This is a genomic window from Streptomyces sp. NPDC051286, assembly GCF_044455345.1.
Classification (GTDB): Bacteria; Actinomycetota; Actinomycetes; order Streptomycetales; family Streptomycetaceae; genus Streptomyces.
In genome coordinates, this window is record NZ_JBITER010000012.1 from 135,667 (window position 1) to 152,055 (window position 16,389).

Below are 16,389 nucleotides of genomic sequence, written 5' to 3' on the forward strand. Positions count from 1 at the left end.
ACGACCTGACCACGCCGACCGCTGGGCCTATTTACGGAAACCCCCTGTCACCCCGTGCCGTGGGCGCTCTACCATCGGCGTATCAGTAGCAGGATCTCCTCCGTTTCCGCCCAACTGCCCGGCCAGTGCGGGTAGTCAGGCCCAACGGAGCATCGGGGGATGCACATGAACAGCGCTCCGCACCTGCTGGCCGAGGACCGACCCGAGTACGAGCGGATCCTCGGCGACGCGCTGCGTCACGCTCACGAACGACCGGATCTCGCCGGAGTCGGCGAACGGCTCAACGCGGAACAGCTGCGCACCATGGCACTGAACGCCACGGCATTGATCACCACGGCGGCGGCCACCGAGTACGACCACTATGTGAAGGCCCGCGAAGAGCTGCGCGGACCGGCTGCCGACTCCGCCCAGGGCTCGGGCCTCGGCTCCGACGCGGACGATCCGGACCGGCCGGGCGCCGGGATAGGGGCGGTCGTCACGGTCCTGGCGCCGATGCTCGCGGGCACCGCCGCACTGATCTTCCTGCTGGTCGGCTATCTACTGAAGATGCTCAGCCGGCCCCCTTCGTTCGCCGACACCATGGTCACCGCCGGGTGGTTCTTCGCGGCGGCGACGGCGGCCGCGATACTGGCCGCCGCCGTCGGGCTGCTCATCACGGCCCTGCGCAACGGATCGACCGCGCTGCCCGCCGAGGACGCCGAGGACGAGCTGCCGGAGGAGGTTGCGCGCGCACGGGAGGCCTGGCGCCATGCGCTGCTGGAGCGCGGCATCCTGCCGTTCCTGCGCGATGCACTCGCCGATCCCACCGCAGGCGCCGCGCCGCGTACACCGCACCCATCGGCCCACCGCATCCCAAAAATCGGCTACAGCCGACCGGACTTCACGGGGCCGGACGAGGGTCCGGCGGCGGGACCCCGCCCGTCTTTCACGAGCCCGGACTTCACCAGCCCGGACTTCGGCGGCCCGGAACACGAACCGGACTGACCGGCCGCCGCGGCCCGGCATGCCTCGTGAGTGGTGGGGAATCACCAGCCGCGGCGCCATGGGCCGTGGGATCAGCCCCCTCGGCTCACCAGGAGTTGTGGCCTGCCGCATGTCCGTGCCCGCCGGACAGCGCAGGCCGACACCCGGCGGTGGCCGGTGGAGCGGCCCGCGGCTCCCCCGGCGGTTTCCGGGGGCGCGGGCCGTTCCAGTACGGCGTACTCAGTCGGTGAGCGGGAGGTACACCCGGTTGCCCGCAGCCGCGAACTCCGCGGACTTCTTCATCATGCCCTCGGCGATCTCGGCCTCGGTCGCCGAGGGCTCGTCGCCGCCGAACTGCTCCGAGATGCTTCGGCTGATCTTCATCGAGCAGAACTTCGGGCCGCACATCGAGCAGAAGTGGGCCGTCTTCGCCGGCTCGGCCGGCAGCGTCTCGTCATGGAACTCCCGTGCCGTGTCCGGGTCGAGTGCCAGGTTGAACTGGTCCTCCCAGCGGAATTCGAACCGCGCGTCCGACAGTGCGTCGTCCCAGTCTTGCGCCCCTGGGTGCCCCTTGGCGAGGTCCGCAGCGTGGGCCGCGATCTTGTAGGTGATGACGCCCGTCTTCACGTCGTCCCGGTTGGGCAGGCCCAGGTGCTCCTTGGGCGTGACGTAACAAAGCATCGCCGTCCCCCACCAGGCGATCATCGCCGCGCCGATGCCCGAGGTGATGTGGTCGTAGGCCGGGGCGATATCGGTGGTCAGCGGGCCGAGCGTGTAGAACGGCGCCTCCTCGCAGATCTCCTGCTGGAGGTCGATGTTCTCCTTGATCTTGTGCATGGGGACATGGCCCGGGCCCTCGATCATGGTCTGGACGCCGAACCGCTTGGCGACCGAGTTGAGCTCGCCCAGCGTGCGCAGTTCGGCGAACTGCGCCTCGTCGTTGGCGTCGGCGATCGAGCCGGGGCGCAGTCCGTCGCCCAGCGAGTACGTCACGTCGTACGTCGCGAGGATCTCGCAGAGCTCCTCGAAGTTCTCGTACAGGAACGATTCCTTGTGGTGCGCCAGGCACCACGCGGCCATGATCGACCCGCCGCGGGAGACGATCCCGGTCTTGCGCCGGGCGGTGAGCGGGACATACGGCAGCCGCACGCCGGCGTGGACCGTCATGTAGTCGACGCCCTGCTCGGCCTGCTCGATCACAGTGTCCTTGTAGATCTCCCAGGTCAGCTCCTCCGCCCTGCCGTCGACCTTTTCGAGGGCCTGGTAGAGGGGCACGGTGCCGATCGGCACAGGGGAGTTGCGTAGTACCCACTCGCGGGTGGTGTGAATGTTGCGGCCGGTGGAGAGATCCATGACCGTGTCGGCGCCCCAGCGCGTCGCCCAGGTCATCTTCTCGACCTCCTCCTCGATGGAGGAAGTGACCGCGGAGTTGCCGATGTTGGCGTTGACCTTCACCAGGAACCGCTTGCCGATGATCATCGGCTCGGTCTCCGGGTGGTTGACGTTGGCCGGCAGGACCGCCCGGCCGGCCGCGATCTCCTCGCGTACGACCTCGGGTTCGACGTCCTCCCGGATCGCCACGTACTCCATCTCCGGGGTGATCTCGCCGCGGCGGGCGTACGTGAGCTGGGTGACGGGCTGCCCGTCGCGGCTGCGGCGCGGACGGCGCGGACGGCCAGGGAAAACGGCGTCGAGGTTACGCAGTCCGCCGCGCGGCGAGGTGTGCCCCAGCCCGTCGTCCTCGGGGCGGACGGGGCGGCCGACGTACTCCTCGGTGTCGCCGCGGGCGGTGATCCAGTTCTCCCGCAGAGGTGCGAGACCGCGCCGTACGTCGGTTTCGGTGGCGGGATCGGTGTACGGCCCCGACGTGTCGTACAGCGTCACGTCCTTGCCGTTGGTGAGGTGCACCTTTCGGACCGGCACCTGGAGGTCCGGGCGCGAGCCCTGGACGTATCCCTTGTGCCAGCCGATGGACGTGCCGGCCTCGTCGCTCTGGTTCGAGGCAGGCGTGCGTGCGTCCGATGTGGTCATGAGACCTACTCCCTACGCCGGCATTACCCGGTAACAGGTTCGGCGGTCGGCGCAGCCTGTCCCGTACGGATGTACGGATATCAGCGCCCTCTCAGCCCGGTGCTCCGAGCTCCCGCGTGTGCAAAGGTGCCACCACGCTAGCGCCTGTTCCGGCGTGCTGGACAGAGGGCCTGTTCCTTGTTGCGATGATCGCCTGGTGACGTCCCTACAGAGCGCCCCCGGATCGCAGGACCATCAGCACGGGCATTCGCACAGCCACGGCCCTGCTGCGCCGGTCTCCGCACATCTGCGCAAGGTCATCGCGGCCGTGCTGATCCCGTTCGCCACCGCGGTCGTTGTCGGCCTGGTGGCTCTCTGGCCGGGCGGTGCGCCCGCGCACGAGCGCACCGGTGTCGGTTTCGACCGGCAGACCCAGCAGGGCAAGGTGGTGAGTGTCGACAAGGTCGACTGCAAGGACGTGAATGCCTCGCAGACGCCGGTCACGGGCGGCGCCACGACGCCATTGGGGGACGGGGGCGCCGGTCAGGAACCGGGACTGTGCGAAAGGGTCACGGTCGAGGTGACGACCGGGCACGACAAGGGGCGCACATTCGTCGAGATCGTTCAGCCCGACGCCCCTCGGCAGTTGCGCAAGGATCAGGGCGTGGTCGTGGCGTACGCCCCTGACGCGCCCCATGACCTGCAGTACTCCGTGACGGATGTGAACCGGAAGTTCCCGATGGCGCTGCTGGCCGGGATCTTCGCTCTCGCAGTGGTCGTCGTCGGCAGAATGCGTGGGTTGATGGCGCTGGTCGCGCTCGCGGTGTCGTTCGCCGTACTGACCCTGTTCATCCTCCCCGCGATCCTTCAGGGGTCGAATCCGCTGCTCGTCGCGGTCGTCGGGGCCAGCGCGATCATGCTCATCGCGCTCTACATGTGCCATGGCCTGACCGCACGTACCTCGGTCGCGGTCATCGGCACTCTGATCTCACTGCTGCTGATCGGCCTGCTCGGTTCACTCTTCATCGGCTGGGCGAGCCTGACGGGGAACACCGACGACAACACCGGCCTGATCCACGGCCTCTACCCCCACATCGACATGAGCGGCCTGCTGCTGGCCGGTGTCATCATCGGTTCGCTCGGTGTGCTCGACGACGTGACGGTCACCCAGACGTCGGCGGTCTGGGAGCTGCACCAGGCGGACCCGACCATGGGTGCGCGAAAGCTGTACCGGGCAGGGATCAGGATCGGTCGCGACCATATCGCCTCGGTGGTCAATACGCTGGTGCTCGCCTACGCAGGCGCCGCGCTTCCCCTGCTGCTGTTGTTCTCGATCGCGCAGAGCAGCGTGGGGACGGTGGCCAACAGCGAGCTCGTGGCGGAGGAGATCGTCCGGACGCTGGTCGGCTCGATCGGACTGGTCGCCTCGGTACCGGTGACGACGGTGCTCGCGGCACTGGTCGTCTCCGCGGACCGTACAGGGCTCGGCGCGGAAGCAGGAGCTTCGGCACCCGTACGGGGCGGGAGGGGCCGGCGTCGCAGGGCGAGGCATTGAGCACCTCGACGCGAAGCACAAATCACCCGTTCGGCAGATACGGCGTTCGATCGGCCAGTAGGCCGTCCGCGCAGTTCTTCCTCAGCCGGCGTTCTGTTCCTTGGCCAGGATCCGGCCCAGCGCCTCTTCCAGGCTGCCCTCGAAGTCACTCAACGTGCACTCCTGCCCGAGGGGCACGAGCTTGTCCGTACGGTCGAGAAACGCGACGAGTGGCGCTGTACCGGCCCTGAACAGGGCGCGATCCGTCCCGACCTGCAGCCGGATGTGTACGTCGGAGAGTCCCTCGGGCTCCGTGGGACTGATGTGCACATCGCCGTCGCCGCTGGGGCTGTTGAGGCCGTCCAGCAGCAACTCACGGCCGAAAGCCCAGGTGACGGGGGCGTCGCCGGGCAGGTGGAAGGTCATCCGAATCGCATACGGATCGCACACCTCGTACCGGAGTTCCACCGGGATACGGAATGAGAGCTCCTCGGAAACGAGAAAGCTCATCATGACCTCAGCTTGAACCGACTCGCGCATCGTCCAACCCCGCAGTAGTTGAATCTGGCCAGGAATGATCCCCCATGGCCCTATTGACGCCATCGTGGTGCACGCGATAGCAGATCACAAGGAGTGATTTTTCAGATACTGATAGAGAACACGAACGAACGCAAGAGGCTTGCCACTTCGCCGCGTAGTCGTTCGACTGCGGGGAGCAATCGATCTTCCTGCTCGAGAGGCATGGAAATCGCCATGGCGGCTGCAGTGAATCCGGCCGTGATCGGGATGGCCGCGCAGACCGTCCCCAGGGCGTACTCCTGTCGTTCGACGACAGGTTCCATCCGCTCCAACGACCTCAAACGCTCAAGAAGCGCCGGTCGGTCCCGCACCGAATAGCGGGTGAGAGGCCGCACGGGGTGACGGTCCAGATGGTCCTCACGGGCCTTCTCGTCGAGCTGGCTGAGCAGACACTGTCCGAGCGCATGGGCATGTCCGGTCTCCCGGAACGAGGCCCACTCGTCCACCGCGGGAGCCGCAGGAGTGTCGGCGACCGCGATGAGTTCGATCTCACCGTCGCGGTAGACGGCGCAGTAGACCGGTGCGCCGATGATGTCGCGCCAGCGGGCCAGCGACTGGGTCATTCTGCTGCGACGATTCTGCAGACAGCCGTCGTCGACGAGCCTCTCTGCGGCAGTACCGAAGAGGAAAACACCGTTCGCGCGGCGCAGGTAGCCCTCATGGGTGAGGGTGCGCAGCAGGTGATAGGCGGTAGGAAGAGGAAGTCCCGCTTCCCGTGCGAGCTGCTTCGCGGGCGCCCCGTCCCGATGGGCGCCCACAGCCTCCAACAGCCTCAACGCCCGCTGAACCGAACCGATCAACGTCGGAACAGCGGTGCTCGATGCCGTGGTCAAAAGTCACCCCCAGGCATGGCGACGGGCGGTCGGCCCGTCCGTGGGGGCCGCCCCCACGGTCCTGCCGCAAACCTGAGGTCCGGAGACCGGACGTATGCACAAACCACTGGGCACAGCGGTGACGGGCAGTTAATTCCCAGGCGGCGGCAGCGGACTGCCACTGTATAGGCCGCATAAGCAGGGGGCGTCGTTTCGTCCTGCGCTTAGCTCAGCTGGGCTAATTGGCCCGGCTGGTGACCGCCCGCTCCTACCAGTCGCCGCGCGAGGACGAGGAAGACATGAACTTCCGTACGACGAAAACGAGGCCACCGACCAGGATGACGAACACCAGGACCTTGAAGAGCAGACCGATCACGAACCCGATCACGCTGGCGATCAGACCGCCGAACACCACGATCGCGATGACGGGCACTGCGACCCACTTCACCCACCAGGGCATCCCCGCGAATATCTCCCGCACAGCCATCGTCCCTACCTCATTCCTGTGAGTACCTGACTCGATGCTAGAGGCGCGGGGGTCGCCGGCGGGGGCTCCGCAGCCCTTGATGTCCCCTGATCGAACCCCGAGGGATCCCTGAGAGCCGGGCTCAGCTCTCGGGTGGAGAGAAGACCACCATGACCCGCAGATCCTCGGTGATGTGGTGGAACTTGTGGGCCACCCCGGCCGGTACGTACACCACGCTTCCCCTGCCCACCTGCGTGGTCTCCATGCCCACGGTGATCGAGGCACGACCGCTGACGATGAAGTAGACCTCGTCCTGCTGGTGTGGCTGCTGGGGGTCGAGTTCGCCGGCGTCCAGCGCGTACAGGCCGACGGACATGTTCCGCTCCCGCAGGAACTGCAGATACGCGCCGTCGTTGGCGGCACGTTCCGCCTCCAGTTCGTCCAGCCTGAATGCCTTCATGGCCCGTCCGCTCCCTGCTTCTGTTCAGCCGGTGTCCGCCACCGATCGTGTCTGCCACGATCAGACACATGAAGAATTTCGTAGTCAAGACGATCGCCAACACGGGTGCGCTGGCCGTGGCCATCTGGCTGCTGGACGACATCACGCTGTCGGGCGGCAGCACCGGTCGCAAGGTACTCACCCTGATCCTGGTCGCCCTGCTCTTCGGGCTGGTGAACTTCGTGGTCAAGCCGATCGTGAAGGTGCTCACCCTGCCGCTGTTCATCCTCACACTGGGGCTGATCACCCTCGTGGTGAATGCACTGATGCTGATGCTGACCTCCTGGCTGGCGGGCCAGTTCAATCTCAGCTTCCATGTCCACGGCTTCTGGACCGCCGTGCTCGGCGGTCTCATCATCTCGATCGTGTCGTGGGCACTGAACGTGGTCCTGCCCGACGAGGACTGATCCGAAGCCGCGCAGGCCAGAGAGAACAGAGAGAGCAACATGAGCACCATGGGCGACGGCACCCGGGCGGTACGGGCAGGCCTTCCCGAACCGGAGCAGTACGAACCCACCCTGCCCGGTCCGGTCTTCGCCGCGCACTTCCATCTCTCCGGCGAGCCGACCGGTCCGTACACCTACGGACGGGACACCAATCCGACCTGGACCCATTTGGAACGGGCCATCGGCGAGCTCGAAGCGCCGGGAGAGGCCGTCGAGACCACGGTGTTCGCCTCCGGAATGGCAGCGATATCGGCAGTGCTGCTGTCGCGGGCGCGTACCGGTGACACCGTCGTCCTGCCCGACGACGGCTATCAGGCGCTGCCTCTGGTACGTGAGCAGCTGGAGGCGTACGGGGTCGAGGTGCGGACCGCGCCGACCGGGAGCGACGGACAGCTTGCGGTCCTGGAAGGGGCCCGGCTGCTGTGGATCGAGACGCCGTCCAATCCGGGACTCGACGTCTGCGACCTGCGGCGGGTCATCGACGCCGCGCACGCGGCCGGCGCGTTGGTGGCCGTGGACAACACGCTCGCCACTCCGCTCGGCCAGCGCCCTCTGGAATGGGGCGCCGACTTCTCCGTGGCCAGTGACACCAAGGGCATGACCGGGCACGGTGACATCCTGCTCGGCCATGTGACGTGCCGGGATCCGGAGCTCGCGGTGGGTGTCCGGCGTTGGCGCAAGGTGGCCGGAGCGATCCCCGGCCCGATGGAGGCCTGGCTCGCGCACCGTTCGCTGGCCACGCTGGAGCTGCGCGTCGACCGGCAGTGCGCGACCGCGCTGGCTCTCGCCGAGGCGCTGGGCAAACGGCAGGAGGTGACCGGACTGCGGTATCCCGGGCTGCCCACCGACCCCTCGTACCCTGTCGCCGCGCGACAGATGCGACGCTTCGGCTCCGTGGTGTCGTTCGTGCTGCCCGACTGCGAGATCGCGGAGCGCTTCCTTGCCGGGCTGCGGCTGGTCGACGACGCCACCAGTTTCGGCGGCGTGCGCTCCACCGCCGAACGTCGGGCGCGCTGGGGCGGCGACGCCGTACCGGAGGGCTTCATCCGATTCTCGGTCGGGGCCGAGAACGCGGACGATCTGATCGCCGACGTGGAGCGGGCCCTGGACGAGGCGATGGGCTAGGGCCTGTTCTGAGTTCCCCGTCGTTCGCGCGAAGCGCGGGCGCAGCGGTGGTCGGTGCGTGCGATCGGCGTGCGGTGTCGCAGGTCATGTGGCGGAGCCACCTGTCCTGCGGGGCCGTGCGGCGAGCGTGCGTGCCGGGCGTCGGGGCGCAGGCGGGGAACTCAGAACAGGCCCTAGGGCGGGAGGGGCACCTGGGGGCCGGGTCAGGACAGCGGAGAACCAGCGGTACGGACGGTCCGAGCCTCCCCCCTCGTGGCTCGGACCGTCCCGGTTCCACGCGCGAAGAACCGTCCGGACAAGGGTAATTGACTCTACGTCAGAGTCCAATCACGGTAGCGACAGCGACCTATCGACGTATTTATGGTTGTTCGGGTCGGACACGTCAAAAGGGCGGGAGGGAACCGGACATGGACCTGGCCCTGCTGCGCACATTCGTCACGGTGCACCGGGCCGGTTCCTTCACCCGGGCCGCCGCGCTGCTCGGTCTCTCCCAGCCCGCGGTCACCTCGCAGATACGCACGCTGGAACGGCAGCTGGGCCGTCCGCTCTTCCTGCGCAGGGCCCGCGGCGTCACCCCGACCACCATGGGCGACGAGCTCGCGCACCGGGCGGCTCCCCATCTGGACGCACTGGTCGAGATCGCCGAGACGGGCCTCGACGAGGAGTCGATCGTACGGACGCTGCATCTGGCCGGTCCGCCGGAATTCACCTCGTTGCGAGCCTTGCCCGCGCTCACCCCCCTCGTCTCCCAGGGCCTCGCCCTGCGCAGCACGTTCCTCGCCCATTCCGAGGAGGCGCTGGAGGGGCTCGCCGCCGGACATCACGATCTGGCCATTGCGACGGCCCGTCCGCGCGGTGATCTGCTCACCGCGACTCCGCTCTGCGACGAAGAGCATGTGCTGGTCGCCGCCCCGCGCTGGGCGGCACGCCTCGGACCCGGAGCGCTGCGGCACAAGGGTCCGGTGCTGCTTCAGCAGCTGCCCGTGGTGGAGGTGCATGAGAGCCTTCCGCTCGTCTTCCGCTACTGGGCCGCCGTGTTCGACGGGCGGCCGGCCGCAGCGGGCACCGTCATCGCGCCGGATCTGCGCGCGGTCCTGGAGTGCGCCGTGGCGGGCGCCGGACTCGCTGTACTGCCGCGCTATCTGTGCGAGGGGGCACTGGAGCGCGGCGAGGTGGTGGCCCTCCTGGACCCGCCCGTGCCACCGCTGCGCACCTACTTCCTGGCCGCGCGGACCGGCACACTCGCGCTGTCGCATATCGCGCGGGCGCACGAGTGGCTGGTGCGCGCCGCCGTCGATTGGTGACCCGACGGCAGGGCGGGTGTTTCAGAAAGGGTTCTGTGGGCCACTCTCTTGCCATGACCGAACGTCCTGTGGTCAAGCGCACCGCACGCGCCATCCTGCTCGACGGCAACGACCTCATCCTCATCAAGCGCACCAAGCCGGGGGTGGATCCGTACTGGCTCACGCCGGGCGGCGGGGTCGAGCCCGAGGACGCAACCGTCGTCGACGCACTCCACCGCGAGGTGGACGAAGAGCTCGGCGCCAAGATCACCGATGTGGTCCCCTGCTTCGTCGACACCGTGGAACACATCGAGGGCGGTGGGGTGAAGGGTGTCAAGGTCCAGCACTTCTTCGTCTGCCGGCTGGACTCAATGGACCTTTCCCGGCGGCACGGCCCCGAGATCGACGATCCGTGCGGCGAGTACGACGTCGTAAGGGTGCCGTTCAGCCGGATCGGGATCGCCGCCGTCCATCTCGTGCCGCTGTCGCTGCGGCACTACCTGGACGGCAACATCGAGGGCGTCCGGGCGATGCACGCGCCGGACCTGGGCTGATCCCAAGCCCGGAGGCCCCATGCCGACGGGGGTGGGGGGCCGTCGTGGCTACGGGCGTCCGGCGCTCCAGGGCGCTGGAGAGGACGGCGAGGACCAGAGCGAAGCAGCCGGCGCGGCACGGACCCAGTTGGCTGCGGTGTAACCGAGACCGGCGGCAATGACGAGGCCGCCGCGCCACGCCGACAGCGCGTTGCCGAGGTTGAAGGCGCCGATGGTGACGGCTGCCGGGATCTCTCTGCGCGCCGCCCTCGACGAGGCGGCCAGGAACCCCGAGTTGGCCCCGCTCGTCACGGCGGTCGAAGAGCTGAAGGTCCCCGCGTAGGCCACCTGAAATGCGTAGTCTGCCGGTCATGAGCAATCTGGAAATACGCCCGGCGGCTCCCACCGACATCCCGGCCGTCGTGGCCATGCTCGCGGACGATCCGCTGGGCGCGCAGCGCGAGTCGCCGGACGATCTCGCCCCCTACCACGCCGCGTTCCAGCGGTTCGCCGATGACCCGAACCAGCACCTGGTCGTCGCCGTCCGCGAAGGCGGTGTTGTCGGGACTCTGCAGCTGACAGTGGTTCCCGGGCTCTCCCGGCGCGGCTCGACCCGCTCCATCATCGAGGGTGTTCGCGTCCATGCCGACGAGCGCGGCAGCGGCCTCGGCACCCGGCTGATCCAGTGGGCCGTGGACGAATCCCGACGCCAGAACTGCCAATTGGTCCAGCTGACGTCCGATGCGACCCGGACTGATGCCCATCGCTTCTACGAGCGGCTCGGCTTCACCGCCAGTCACGTAGGTTTCAAGCTCGCTCTGTGACCGCAGCCCGGAATCGACAGGATCCGACGGACCGAAGGAGCGCTCGATGCACGCCATAAGCGACACACAGCGCCGGATCAGACTCGGCCGACGTCACCTCCTGGCGCCCTCCGTGCGGGCCGCATCCGCGGTGGCCGTGGCCGACGCGGTCGTTGCCCTGCATGCCACCGACGCGGCCACTGTCTTTGTTTCCACCTGCGCCCGGCTCGCCGAGGCAGACGTGGACACGGTGGAGCGGGCTCTCTACGAGGACGTCTCGCTGGTCCGGCTGCTCTCCATGCGCAACACCCTCTTCACGGTGTCGAGCAGGCTCGCCCCGTATGTCGATGCGTCGAACGCCCGAGCCGTGGCCGCCAAGGAGCGCCGGACCTTCCTCAAGCACCTGCAGGCCGACGGGAACGGACTGGACGAGAGCTGGCTCATTGAGACAGAAAAGGCGACCCTGACCGCCCTCACAGCGCGCGGCTCCGCCACCGGCAGCGAGCTGTCCGCCGCCGTGCCGGCGCTGCGCACGAAGATCACGATCTTCCCCGGCAAGAAACAGGAGACAGTTCAGGGAGTCGCCACCCGTGTCCTGCGGGTACTGGCAGCCGAAGGCCTGATCCGCCGGGACCGGCCGCGCGGCTCCTGGACCTCCAGCCAGTTCCGCTGGACGGCAGGCGAGCCATGGCCCGCCCGGGAGCCCGCAGAGGCACAGGCGGAACTGGCCCTGCGCTATCTCCGCTCGTACGGCCCCGCGACCGAGACCGACCTGAAGTGGTGGACGGGCTGGGGCCTCGGCCAGGTACGCAGTGCGCTGGCAGCCACCGGGGCCGAGGAGGTGCGGCTCGACAGCGGCGCGACGGGCTGGGTCTCCCCGGGGGACACGGAGCCCGAACCGTCCCTCGAGCCGTCGGCGGCACTGCTTCCCGCCCTCGACCCGAGCGCGATGGGTTGGGCCGATCGCGGTTTCCATCTTCCGGCCGAGCACCGGGCGGCACTCTTCGACCGGGCCGGCAACATCGGCCCGACAGTGTGGTGGAACGGCGAGATCGTGGGTGGCTGGGCACAGCGAGCCGATGGCGAGCCGGTCTGGCGGCTGCTGTCCGACATCGGCCGGGATGCCACCGGCGCGATCGAGGCTGAGGCATCCCGACTGTCGGAGTGGGTGGGGAAAACACGGATCACTCCACGCTTCCGCACGCCGCTGGAGAGGGAGTTGACGGCATAAGTGGGCTCCGGCGTCTCGTTTCACGTGAAACGAGACGCCGGACGCCGTGACGCTCAGGCGCCGAGGCCCCGCCAGCCTTCCGCGTCGACCCCACCGGGAACGGCCGACGCGGGATCGTACGGCTCACGTGTGAAGACGAACGACCCCAGGTCGAGGTGGCTCACGCTTCCGTCGGAGTCCCGGACGACACGGAGCGTCTCCCCCTCGTAATAACCGTCGAGGCCGGTCCAGGTGCCGTCCGGCTGCGCGACGAATCGGGCACCGCGGCCGTCGCCACGCAGCGGCCCCAGTTCCAGCCCCCGGTCTGCAGTCAGGCGCAGGACATTCGGGCGTGTGCCCCAGAACCAGAGTCCGGTCAGCGCGAGGAGTCCCGGGTCGGCCTCGGGCAGCGGGCGCCAGGGCTCAGGGATGCGTGGCTCGGCCTTGGCGACGATCTCCACGAGGTCCGCGGCGATCGTTGCGGCGGGCGGCCCAGAAGTGGCATTGGTGAGCACCACGGCGGCCACATCGTCCTCGATGCTGAACCAGAGCGTGGCCAGGAACCCCGGCAGCGAGCCGGTGTGCCCGAGCAGGGTGCGGCCGTTCTGTTGTACGACCTGCAGGCCGAGACCGTAAGCGCCCTCCCCGGGACCGGACGCGGACGGCACCGACGGAGCACGCATCTCCTCCACGGAGGCGGCACCGAGCACACGGTCATCCCCCTCGACGAGGAAGGCGGCGAACCGGAGGAGGTCGGTGGTGGTCGACCAGAGCTGCCCGGCCGGTGCCATGAGACCGAGGTCCTCCGCCGGTTCGGGAAGCAAGACATCGGCCCACGGGTGGACGGCCCAGCCACCCGCGTGCGGCGCCTGTGGCTGGGTGCTCGTACGACGCATGCCCAACGGTTCCAGGATCTCGCGCTGCAGCACCTCCGCCCACGATGCGCCGCGCACCGCCTCGATCAGCGCTCCGAGCACTGAGTAGCCAGGGTTCGAGTAATGGTGACGACGGCCGGGAGGATGCATCCGTGTCTGCTCGCCGAGGACATCGGCAAGCTCGGGGCGCAGAGTCCCCGGCGTCCGCTCCCACCAGGGCGCGGGCGACTCGGCGCTCAGTCCCGCACTGTGGCCCAGTAGTTGCAGGACGGTGACCCCGCCGACGCCTGTCCCTGGGAGGTGCTTTTCCAGCGGGTCGTCGAGATCGAGCAGCCCCTCGTCACGCAGCCGCAGGACCAGCACGGCTGTAAAGGTCTTGGTCAGGGAACCGATCCTGAACTGCGTATCGGAGTCGGGGGCGTGACCGTCAACGCAACTGCGCGATCCGTTCCAGACGATCCGGCCCTGGCGCTGCACCGCAGCGACGAGCGAGGGCGTACGGCCTTCGACCTGTGCGGAGGCAATGCGGTGCAACAGCGCCCGCTGCGTACCAGGAAGCAACTCTTCTGAGGAATAGGTCATGGTCAACAAGTACCGGCACATCGACTCGGCGGCGACCCGATTTCGCGGCCCACGGGCCTGGGGGTCAGCGCTTGCGGCTGTACGTCCTGACCAGTACTCCGCTGTCGAAGGCGGCCACCGAATCCAACATGAACTCCGTGGCCGCAAAATCCGATCCGAACATCGGCATACCCGAGCCGTAGACCAGCGGATACGTCTTGATCACGAGCTCGTCGATCTCGTCGAGCAGCTCCCCAGCGAGCTGTGAGCCACCGCAGAGCCAGATTCCGAGGCCGCTCTCCTCCGCCTTGAGTTCCCGCACCCTGCCGACCACGTCGCCGGAGACGAGTTCGACGTTCGGGTCCGGCGACTCCTTCATGGTCCGGGATGCCACAAGCTCGCGCAGTTGGGCATACGGGCTGGTGATGTTGGCGTCCAGGGCCAGTTGGTAGCTGGCCCTTCCCTGGATCACGGTGTCGAACTTCTGATTCCTGACGCCGTGAAATCCCAGCTGCCGGCGGCCTGCGGTCGAAACAGTCTCCGGATACTGGGACTTGAGGTAGTCGAGGAACTCCTCATCCAGGAACCGGAACATGGACGACGCATCACCGCTCGGGTCACCGATGAAGCCGTCGATGGAGCAGGCAATGAAGTAGGTCAGCTTTCGCACAAGATCCCCGTTCAATGTGGTGTTGGCTCGGACATGCGAACTACTTCATTTATAGTGCTTCACATGTAGTGGTTGCGCAACCCCTTTCCGTAGAGGGGCCGAAGGAGGAGGAGACACACACATGGTCAGGAACCCGGAGCGCAGAACGGCACTCGTCGATGCCGCCATCGAGGTGCTGGCGCACGAAGGTGCGCGAGGGCTCACCTTCCGCGCGGTCGACACACGGGCGGGCGTACCGGCCGGGACGGCGTCCAACTACTTCGCCAACCGGGACGACCTGTTCATGCAAGCCTGCACCCGGATCACCGACCGGATGACACCGGACCCGGTCGGAGTCGAGGAGGCGATGCGTCCGGCTCCCTCGCGCGAGCTGGTCACCGAACTGATGCGATGGCTGATGCAGCGCATGGCCGCCGATCGCACCAGCTACCTCGCCATGCTGGAACTGCGCCTGGAGGCCACCCGGCGCCCCGCCCTCCGCGACCGGCTCAACCGGACCATCCGCGCCAATCTGGATGAGAGCGTCCGCTTCCACCGGGAAGCGGGGCTGCCGGGCGATGCCGACGCCGTTCTCGTGCTGTATCTCGCCATGACGGGCCTGCTGCTGGAGCACCTCACACTGCCCGACGTGCTCACCGGGAGCGAGACCGTCGACGCTCCCCACACCGATGCCGTCCTGGACCGGCTTGTGGAGACGGTCGTCACCCGCATCATCCCTGCGGGGTGACCCGCTCGGGGAGGGCAACGCATGGCCGGGGCAGCCCTGTCCGGGCGACGGAGCAACCCCGGCCCTGCGGCATCGCGTCTACAGATCGAGCTGGTACAGAAGCGATTTATGGGTCGGCAGATATCCGAACGCGTCGTTGATCGCGCGCATGGGCCGGTTGCTGTCGGCCGTGTCGGTCAGCAGACCGCCGAGATCCGGGTGATACTCGACGGCCTGCCGGATCGCCTCGGCCTTCATCCATCGGCCGAGGCCATGTCCGCGGTGCTCGGGCAGGACACCGGTGCCGTAGTGCTGGCCGTCACCCCTGCCGGCGCCGGGGACGACCAACTCGGTAAAACCGGCGATCGTGCCGTTCGACACGTCGATGGCGGCGACCGTGTACAGAAGGTCGCCGCGCTTCTCGATGACCTGTGCCACTGCCCGGACCCGGTCCACGTCCCAGCTCACCGTGCCGTAATCGGTGTCGTCCATCGGCATGTCGTCCATGGCCCGCCGCGAAGCCGCGAAAGTCTCGGCAAGCTCATCGGGGACGGTTCCGGCCCATGACGCCAGCCGGTAGCCGGGGTGCGGCTTCCCGATGATCTCGGTGAGAGAGGCGAGGTCCGCCCGCGCCAACGCGAGCCGGGCGAAGGTCAGGGTGAGGACCTTGCGAAAGCCCCGCGCCGAAAGGAACAGGTCACCGGGTGAACTCTCGTCCGCCTGAGCGGTGACGCAGCTCCGGCCATCGGCTCGAGCAGTGGCCACAGCCGCTTCCAGCAGCCGTGAGCCGATGCCGTTCCGCCTCTCCGACGGATGGACGGCGAGTTCGAGCTCGGCCAGGTGATCCTGACCGGTGGTGGTGAAAAGACGCAGAAAAGCTGATCCGGTCGGAGCTCCGGTGGGACCGGATGCGAGCCACGCCAGGCGGTGGCCGGCCGGGCCGCTGTCGGGGTCGGTCAGCGGGGTGATGCGAATCGACAAGATGTCTCCGTCATGAGTGGTGGCATGGCAGTGCACGGATTCGGGTGCTGACGGCTCCTGCGCATGTGCTGCACACCTCCTGTCGATGACGTCGCTCTGCGTGAGGAACGACCCAGCGCAACCGTATCCATCGCCGGGGTCCGCAACAACGGCGTTTATCGGTCGCCGAACCCGCCGTGGCACGTCCGGTCGGCATGGGTTCCGGCCTGCGGCTCGGGTGAACGAAGAACGATTGACCGCGTGGCTGTCGGTCGCACCGACTGAAGCGGGCTCGCTCCCTGGAAGGCGTCCCGCGAGGTCGAGAGGGCTCCCCGCCCCGTCGTGCTCAGGCAC

At 68.0% G+C, this 16,389-nt stretch carries 17 protein-coding genes, 2 pseudogenes and 1 riboswitch; of the genes and pseudogenes, 10 read left to right on the forward strand and 9 right to left on the reverse strand.

Going from position 1 to position 16,389, the window contains the following annotated elements:
- The first annotated feature begins 159 nt into the window (after positions 1-159).
- A complete protein-coding gene (locus ACIBB8_RS15270; protein ID WP_398952175.1) occupies positions 160-984 on the forward strand; it encodes a hypothetical protein in 825 nt (274 codons plus the stop codon).
- 219 nt (positions 985-1,203) lie between these two features.
- Here ACIBB8_RS15270 and thiC read toward each other — a convergent pair whose 3' ends face one another.
- Complete coding sequence (gene thiC, locus ACIBB8_RS15275; RefSeq protein ID WP_398952177.1) at positions 1,204-2,994, reverse strand: phosphomethylpyrimidine synthase ThiC; 1,791 nt, start codon at positions 2,992-2,994, stop codon at positions 1,204-1,206.
- Positions 2,987-3,120: riboswitch (TPP riboswitch) on the reverse strand. It overlaps the preceding gene by 8 nt.
- A 70-nt stretch (positions 3,121-3,190) precedes the next feature.
- Here thiC and ACIBB8_RS15280 point away from each other — a divergent pair.
- The gene (locus tag ACIBB8_RS15280; protein WP_398952179.1) at positions 3,191-4,528 is read left to right on the forward strand and encodes a YibE/F family protein; all 1,338 of its coding nucleotides are present in this window, start codon (positions 3,191-3,193) and stop codon (positions 4,526-4,528) included.
- An 81-nt stretch (positions 4,529-4,609) separates the two neighbouring features.
- Here the strand turns inward: ACIBB8_RS15280 and ACIBB8_RS15285 are convergent, their stop codons facing one another.
- The 4 genes from ACIBB8_RS15285 to ACIBB8_RS15300 all read right to left on the reverse strand — a co-directional run bounded on the left by ACIBB8_RS15285 (position 4,610) and on the right by ACIBB8_RS15300 (position 6,824).
- Positions 4,610-5,047: an SsgA family sporulation/cell division regulator gene (locus ACIBB8_RS15285; RefSeq protein WP_037702202.1), complete on the reverse strand. Its 438-nt coding sequence runs from the start codon at positions 5,045-5,047 to the stop codon at positions 4,610-4,612.
- 101 nt (positions 5,048-5,148) lie between these two features.
- A complete protein-coding gene (locus ACIBB8_RS15290) occupies positions 5,149-5,919 on the reverse strand; it encodes an IclR family transcriptional regulator (RefSeq protein WP_398952181.1) in 771 nt (256 codons plus the stop codon).
- Positions 5,920-6,166: 247 nt separating this feature from the next.
- A complete protein-coding gene (locus ACIBB8_RS15295) occupies positions 6,167-6,379 on the reverse strand; it encodes a DUF5326 family protein (RefSeq protein ID WP_345512737.1) in 213 nt (70 codons plus the stop codon).
- 127 nt (positions 6,380-6,506) lie between these two features.
- Complete coding sequence (locus ACIBB8_RS15300; protein WP_037702197.1) at positions 6,507-6,824, reverse strand: cupin domain-containing protein; 318 nt, start codon at positions 6,822-6,824, stop codon at positions 6,507-6,509.
- Between the two features lie 68 nt (positions 6,825-6,892).
- On the opposite strand from ACIBB8_RS15300, the gene ACIBB8_RS15305 reads away from it, so the two are divergent.
- The 4 genes from ACIBB8_RS15305 to ACIBB8_RS15320 all read left to right on the forward strand — a co-directional run bounded on the left by ACIBB8_RS15305 (position 6,893) and on the right by ACIBB8_RS15320 (position 10,271).
- A complete protein-coding gene (locus ACIBB8_RS15305) occupies positions 6,893-7,270 on the forward strand; it encodes a phage holin family protein (protein WP_366133104.1) in 378 nt (125 codons plus the stop codon).
- 39 nt (positions 7,271-7,309) lie between these two features.
- Positions 7,310-8,434, forward strand: a complete 1,125-nt coding sequence (locus ACIBB8_RS15310; RefSeq protein WP_398952184.1) for a cystathionine gamma-lyase — start codon at positions 7,310-7,312, stop codon at positions 8,432-8,434.
- A gap of 407 nt (positions 8,435-8,841) precedes the next feature.
- Positions 8,842-9,738, forward strand: coding sequence for a LysR family transcriptional regulator (locus ACIBB8_RS15315; RefSeq protein ID WP_398952186.1), 897 nt, complete (start codon positions 8,842-8,844; stop codon positions 9,736-9,738).
- A gap of 53 nt (positions 9,739-9,791) precedes the next feature.
- Positions 9,792-10,271 carry an NUDIX domain-containing protein gene (locus ACIBB8_RS15320; protein WP_037702185.1) on the forward strand — a complete coding sequence of 160 codons (480 nt, stop codon included), beginning with the start codon at positions 9,792-9,794 and terminating at the stop codon, positions 10,269-10,271.
- Positions 10,272-10,329: 58 nt separating this feature from the next.
- On the opposite strand, the pseudogene ACIBB8_RS15325 reads toward ACIBB8_RS15320, so the two are convergent.
- Positions 10,330-10,502: pseudogene (locus ACIBB8_RS15325) on the reverse strand (MFS transporter); the annotation flags it as partial.
- A gap of 1 nt (position 10,503) precedes the next feature.
- On the opposite strand from ACIBB8_RS15325, the pseudogene ACIBB8_RS15330 reads away from it, so the two are divergent.
- The 3 genes and pseudogenes from ACIBB8_RS15330 to ACIBB8_RS15340 form a co-directional block, all read left to right on the forward strand.
- Positions 10,504-10,593: pseudogene (locus ACIBB8_RS15330) on the forward strand (MarR family transcriptional regulator); the annotation flags it as partial.
- 28 nt (positions 10,594-10,621) lie between these two features.
- Positions 10,622-11,074, forward strand: coding sequence for a GNAT family N-acetyltransferase (locus ACIBB8_RS15335; protein ID WP_398952188.1), 453 nt, complete (start codon positions 10,622-10,624; stop codon positions 11,072-11,074).
- Between the two features lie 46 nt (positions 11,075-11,120).
- Positions 11,121-12,284, forward strand: coding sequence for a winged helix DNA-binding domain-containing protein (locus ACIBB8_RS15340; protein WP_398952190.1), 1,164 nt, complete (start codon positions 11,121-11,123; stop codon positions 12,282-12,284).
- A 53-nt stretch (positions 12,285-12,337) separates the two neighbouring features.
- Here ACIBB8_RS15340 and ACIBB8_RS15345 read toward each other — a convergent pair whose 3' ends face one another.
- Together ACIBB8_RS15345 and ACIBB8_RS15350 are read right to left on the reverse strand one after the other, a co-directional pair.
- A complete protein-coding gene (locus tag ACIBB8_RS15345; RefSeq protein WP_398952192.1) occupies positions 12,338-13,720 on the reverse strand; it encodes a serine hydrolase domain-containing protein in 1,383 nt (460 codons plus the stop codon).
- Between the two features lie 64 nt (positions 13,721-13,784).
- On the reverse strand, positions 13,785-14,369 hold the full coding sequence (locus tag ACIBB8_RS15350) for a dihydrofolate reductase family protein (protein WP_398952194.1): 585 nt from the start codon (positions 14,367-14,369) through the stop codon (positions 13,785-13,787).
- 121 nt (positions 14,370-14,490) lie between these two features.
- Between ACIBB8_RS15350 and ACIBB8_RS15355 the strand changes: the two genes are divergently transcribed.
- Complete coding sequence (locus ACIBB8_RS15355) at positions 14,491-15,096, forward strand: TetR/AcrR family transcriptional regulator (protein WP_398952196.1); 606 nt, start codon at positions 14,491-14,493, stop codon at positions 15,094-15,096.
- A 78-nt stretch (positions 15,097-15,174) separates the two neighbouring features.
- On the opposite strand, the gene ACIBB8_RS15360 is transcribed toward ACIBB8_RS15355, so the two are convergent.
- Complete coding sequence (locus tag ACIBB8_RS15360; RefSeq protein WP_398952198.1) at positions 15,175-16,056, reverse strand: GNAT family N-acetyltransferase; 882 nt, start codon at positions 16,054-16,056, stop codon at positions 15,175-15,177.
- Between the last annotated feature and the right edge of the window lie 333 nt (positions 16,057-16,389).